Source organism: Albidovulum sp., from assembly GCF_041919395.1.
Classification (GTDB): Bacteria; Pseudomonadota; Alphaproteobacteria; order Rhodobacterales; family Rhodobacteraceae; genus Albidovulum.
Genome location: NZ_JAYRTX010000142.1, coordinates 1 through 5674, shown reverse-complemented (window position 1 = coordinate 5674; position 5674 = coordinate 1). Strand labels below are relative to the sequence as shown.

Genomic DNA, 5674 nt, shown 5'->3' with positions numbered 1-5674 from the left:
GGCAGCGCGCTGTCGGTGCCCCGTCCCCGGGGCAGGTCGCGCGGGGCGTCCTTCGTCTCCAGATAGCGCCAGCCCTGGAACGGGCGGCGCGCAGCGCCCTCGGTGCGGATCACCTCCGGGTCCATCACGATCCCGCAGCGCAGGATGCCGTCCGCACCGCGCACCTCTTCGAGGCGGACGATCCGCTGGCGGCAGAGGATGACGCCCTTGATCACCCAGTAGAGCGAGCCGCCCGCGATCACCTCGGCCTCGCGCTTCGGCCACATACGTGTGACGTGGCGCCTCTCGCCCGTCGGGTAGGGCGAGGGATGGGTGCGGTGCCAGTCGATCAGGTCCTCGACCGACTCGGCCCCGACACAGAGCTTCAGAAGATGGACAGACTCGGCCATGGCACCCCCAGAGATGGACATTCTAGCCTTCGCGACCGCGAGATCAAGTTGACCGGCACAGGCACGGAGCGTATCTTGAGCACCCTTCCCAGAAGCGTGAGGACCGCCGCCGATGACCCGTTTCGCCGCCCCCATCGCCGAGCAGATCTGGGACATGAAGTACCGTCTCAAGGCCGAGGACGGCGCCGCCCTGGATGGCACGGTGGAGGACACCTGGCGGCGCATTGCCCGCGCGCTCGCGGCGGTGGAACAGGACCCCGGCCCCTGGGAGGACCGGTTCTACACCGCGCTGGAGGATTTCCGCTACCTCCCCGCCGGCAGGATCACTGCGGGCGCGGGCACCGGCCGGGCGGTCACGCTTTTCAACTGCTTCGTCATGGGCACGATACCCGACAGCATGGGCGGCATCTTCGACGCCCTGAAGGAAGCGGCGCTGACCATGCAGCAGGGCGGCGGCATCGGCTACGACTTCTCCACCATCCGGCCCCGCGGGGCGCCGGTGGCAGGGGTGGCGGCCGATGCCTCGGGGCCCCTGTCCTTCATGGACGTCTGGGATGCGATGTGCCGCACGATCATGTCGGCCGGCTCCCGCCGTGGTGCGATGATGGCGACGATGCGCTGCGACCACCCCGACATCGAGGCCTTCATCGAGGCCAAGCAGGATGCGGCGCGGCTGAGGATGTTCAACCTCTCCGTCCTCGTCACCGACGCCTTCATGGCCGCGGTGAAGGCGGCCAAGCCTTGGGATCTGGTGTTCGACGGCAAGGTCTTCCGGACTGTCGAGGCGCGGGACCTCTGGAACCGGATCATGCGGGCAACCTACGATTTCGCCGAGCCGGGCGTGATCTTCATCGACCGCATCAACGCGATGAACAACCTGTCCTACGTCGAGACGATCGCGGCGACCAATCCCTGTGGCGAACAGCCGCTGCCCCCCTACGGCGCCTGTCTCCTCGGTTCGATCAACCTCGCCCGCCTGGTCACGGATCCCTTCGGCAAGGGTGCCGCACTCGACCTCGCGGCGCTCGACGACCTCGTGCGCGTCGCGGTGCGGATGATGGACAATACCGTGGACGCCTCGCGCTTTCCGCTGGCCCAGCAGGAGGCGGAGGCGCGGGCCAAGCGGCGCATCGGGCTCGGCGTCACCGGGCTTGCGGACGCGCTCCTGATGGTGGGACTGCGCTACGGGTCGGAGACGGCCGCGAAGCAGACCGAGGACTGGATGCACCGCATCGCCCGTGCGGCCTACCTCGCCTCGGTGGACCTCGCGAGTGAGAAGGGGGCATTCCCGCTTTTCGACGCGGAGAAATTCCTCGCCTCGGGCAACATGATGCAGATGGATGCCGACGTGCGCGAGGCGATCCGAGTACACGGCATTCGCAACGCGCTCCTGACCTCGATCGCGCCCACGGGCACGATCAGCCTCTACGCCGGCAACGTGTCGAGCGGGATCGAGCCGGTCTTCGCCTATGCCTACAAGCGCAAGGTGCTGCAGAAGGACGGCTCGCGCACCGAGGAAGAGGTGGTCGACTACGCCGTCCAGCTCTGGCGCGAGCGCTTTGGCGACAAGCCCCTGCCGGAGCATTTCGTCAATGCCCAGACGCTGCCGCCGCTCGACCATGTGCGGATGCAGGCGGCGGCGCAGAAGTGGGTGGATTCGTCCATCTCGAAGACCATCAACTGCCCCGAGGAGATCGGGTTCGAGGCCTTCAAGGATGTCTACATGGCCGCTTGGGACCAGGGCTGCAAGGGCTGCACGACCTACCGGCCGAACGCGGTGACGGGATCGGTCCTGTCGGTGAGCGAGAAGGACGAGAAGGCGCCCGAGGCCGACCGGGGCGCCGAGGTCGTCTACCTCTCGGAACCCCTCGACCGGCCGCAGGCGCTGGAAGGCGCGACCTACAAGCTGAAGTGGCCCGACAGCGAACATGCGATCTACATCACCATCAACGACATCGTGCAGGGCGGTCACCGGCGGCCCTTCGAGGTCTTCATCAACTCCAAGAACATGGAGCATTACGCCTGGACTGTGGCGCTGACGCGGATGATCTCGGCGGTGTTCCGGCGCGGCGGCGACGTGTCCTTCGTGGTGGAGGAGTTGAAGGCCGTCTTCGACCCCCGCGGCGGCGCCTGGATGCAGGGACGCTACATCCCCTCGATCCTTGCCGCCATCGGGGGCGTGATCGAGCGCCACATGATCGCCATCGGTTTCCTCGCCGGCGAGGGGCTCGGCCTCAAGTCCGACCCCAAGGCGCAGGCGATGGCGGTGGGCGAGGCTCCGCGCGGGCCGGCTTGCCCGTCCTGCGGGCAGAAGGGAATGCAGATGGTCGAAGGCTGCATGACCTGCCCGTCCTGCGGCTATTCGAAATGCGCGTGATCCGGCGCGGCTGATCGCGGGCGGAACGCGGCACCCGCCGCGCGCGTCCTTTCTGCAACAGGCAGGCCGGGCGGCTAGGCGCGCCGTGTCCCCCGGATTCCGCGGTGCCCGCCGCGGTGATAGGTTCGCACCAAGGCGCCCCGGAGAGGCGCCAAGGATGAGCGGGCGGCTTTCAGCATGGCGGCGGGCTATCGCGGCACCTTCGTGATCTCGGTCGAGCAGACTGAGACGGACGGCATTGTTGCGGCGCCTCCGGCCGCCATCGCTATCGGATCGGTCTGGTGCTGGCGCGGCGAGGCGCTCAGGGTGGACGGGCCGGCCCGCGTCCTCGCCCTCGCAGGGGCGGCGGGCGAGGCCGAGGTCCGGCGGCGTGCGGCACGCGTCGTGGCCCGGCTGATCGGCCCGGCGGCCCTGACGCGACGCCTCCACCCCGAAGAAGCGGAACCGCCTGCGGGCGGTGCGGGGTTCGCCGTGACGGACGGGCTTGCGCTTTACCGGCTGATGCCCCTCGATCCGGCGGGGCGGCTCCTCGCCGTCATGGGCGCGCTGCCACCGGGCGGCGTCGATCTCGCCGTGGTTGCGGCTCGGCCGGGTCGCCCGGTGCCCGATGCGGCCATTCCGGGCGGTATCATCTGCTTCACGCCGGGCACGCGCATCGCCACGCCCGAGGGTCTACGTGCGGTCGAGAACATCCGGCCGGGCGACCGGATCACCACCCGAGACAACGGCCCGCAGGAGGTGCTCTGGACGGGCGCGCGGAGGATGAGCGGCGCGCGGCTAAACGCCCTTCCGGCGTTCCGCCCGGTGCGCATCGGCGCAGGGGCGCTTGGCGCGAGGACGCACGGCCGGGGGGCGCCGGAGGCCGACCTGATCGTGTCCCCCGACCACCGCATCCTTCTCGTCGGGGCGGCGGCCCGTGCGCTCTTTGGCGAGGAGGAGGTGCTTGTCGCCGCGCGCGACCTCATCGACGGGCAGCAGGTGCGGGCCGAGGCCGGGCTGCGCGAGGTGACCTACATCCACCTCCTGACCGCCCGGCACGAGGTGATCTGCGCCAACGGCCGGCCCGCCGAAACCTTCCACCCGGCGGCGGCCGATCCCGAGGCGCTCGACCCGGCCGACGGTGCCGCGCTCCATGCACTTTTCGACGGGCTCGCCGCTGACCCGTTCCGCTATGGCGATTTCGCCCGGCGGAGCCTTTCGGCGCCGGAGGCGGCGATCCTTCGGCACCGGGCGGCCTGACCGCGCCGGGCACGGAATTTCCGCCCCGCATCGCCGGGGCGTGTTGACTCTCGCCGTGCCACGGCTATAAGCCGCCCGTCCCGGGCCTTTTGCCCGGATCATTCATTTGGTGTTGGTGGCCCCCGCAAGGGGATGCCTGTCGCCCGAAAGGGAAAGGACAACGCCCTTCACGGCCGCCAGCCGATCGGTTCGGGCGGCGCACACACGAAGGAGATCAGCGGTGACCAAACGCACCTCTGCCAAGTACAAGATCGACCGCCGGATGGGCGAGAACATCTGGGGCCGTCCGAAATCCCCGGTGAACAAGCGCGAATACGGCCCCGGCCAGCACGGCCAGCGCCGCAAGACGAAGCTTTCCGACTTCGGCACGCAGCTCAGGGCCAAGCAGAAGCTGAAGGGCTACTACGGCGACCTGACCGAGAAGCAGTTCAAGCGCATCTACGGCGATGCGGCCCGCGTGAAGGGCGACACCGGCGAGAACCTGATCGGCTTGCTGGAGCGTCGGCTGGACGCCGTCGTCTACCGCGCCAAGTTCGTGCCGACGATCTTCGCCGCGCGCCAGTTCGTCAACCACGGCCATGTCACCGTGAACGGGAGCCGCGTCAACATCGCCTCCTACCGCGTGAAGGAAGGCGACGTGGTCGCCGTCCGCGACAAGTCGCGCCAGCTCGCCATCGTCCTCGAGGCCGTGGGGCTCGCGGAGCGCGACGTGCCGGACTACATCGAGGCCGACCATTCCAAGATGACCGCGACCTTCGTGCGCACGCCTGCGCTGGGCGACGTGCCCTACGCCGTGCACATGGAACCGAACCTCGTCGTCGAATACTACGCCAAGAACGGCTGATCCGTCGGCCGCGCGAAGACAGGGGGTCGCCTCGGGAAACCGTGGCGGCCCTTTTTGTTGCCCTCATGCGGCCGATACCCCGAAATCGCCGCGACTGTCGCAAGTTGTGGCCATAATCGGCGGAGACTGTAGGGGTCGAAGGACCATGGGATACGGGTACGGCAGGATGACGTACGACCGGAACGTGGCGGGGGCGGACCTTCCGGCCGGGGCACGCGGGGCCGCCTCGCGGCACGGGCGGCTTGCCGGAGTTCTGCTTGCGGCGCTCGCGGCGCTGGCCTTCGGCCAGCTCGTCGCGCTCGCAATCGAGAGGGCCGGCGATCCCGGCTACGATTTTCGCTATTACTGGCTCGCCGGCCGGCTATGGCTCGAGGGCGTGTCGCCCTATGGCCCCGGTTTCCGCGAGGCCGCCGGACGACTGATCGAAGAGGGCAACCGGCCGGAGATCTGGGCGAACCCGCCCACCTATTGGCTGCCCTCTGTGTTGCTCGCCGCGTTCGATCTCGGCTCCGCCTGGCGCCTTTGGCTGGCGCTGTCTCTCTGCGCTCTGGTCCTGGCGAGCGCATCGGTCGCGTTCGCGCTTTCGCAAACCTCCTGCCCCGGCTCGGCGCGGGCAGGCGCGGGGCTCGGTGCGGGGCCGGTCTTCTGCCTGCATCTCGCGGTCATGGCCATCATGGAGGTCACACAGATCGCGCTCTTCGTCGGGCAGAGTTCCGTCTTCGTCTATCTGGGGGCGGCCCTCCTCATTGCCGGGCTTGCGCGCGAGCGCCGGGCGATCGGGGTCATCGGCCTTGTCCTGCTTTGCGCCAAACCGCAGGTCGGCGT

5 protein-coding genes are annotated in these 5674 nt (G+C 69.1%); 4 read left to right on the top strand and 1 reads right to left on the bottom strand.

Annotated features, from left to right (window positions below):
• The coding region (locus ACMUOO_RS16305; protein WP_413855732.1) for a DUF1489 family protein at positions 1-389 on the bottom strand (389 nt) is incomplete at its 3' end.
• A 112-nt stretch (positions 390-501) separates the two neighbouring features.
• Here ACMUOO_RS16305 and ACMUOO_RS16300 point away from each other — a divergent pair.
• The 4 genes from ACMUOO_RS16300 to ACMUOO_RS16285 all read left to right on the top strand — a co-directional run.
• A complete protein-coding gene (locus ACMUOO_RS16300) occupies positions 502-2766 on the top strand; it encodes an adenosylcobalamin-dependent ribonucleoside-diphosphate reductase (RefSeq protein WP_301919635.1) in 2265 nt (754 codons plus the stop codon).
• 177 nt (positions 2767-2943) lie between these two features.
• Entirely contained in the window at positions 2944-4005 is a 1062-nt protein-coding gene (locus ACMUOO_RS16295; RefSeq protein WP_301919634.1) for a Hint domain-containing protein, read from the top strand.
• A 220-nt stretch (positions 4006-4225) separates the two neighbouring features.
• Positions 4226-4849 carry a 30S ribosomal protein S4 gene (gene rpsD, locus ACMUOO_RS16290; RefSeq protein ID WP_301919633.1) on the top strand — a complete coding sequence of 208 codons (624 nt, stop codon included), beginning with the start codon at positions 4226-4228 and terminating at the stop codon, positions 4847-4849.
• A 166-nt stretch (positions 4850-5015) separates the two neighbouring features.
• Positions 5016-5674: hypothetical protein (locus ACMUOO_RS16285; RefSeq protein WP_413855731.1), on the top strand; the 659-nt coding region annotated here is incomplete at its 3' end.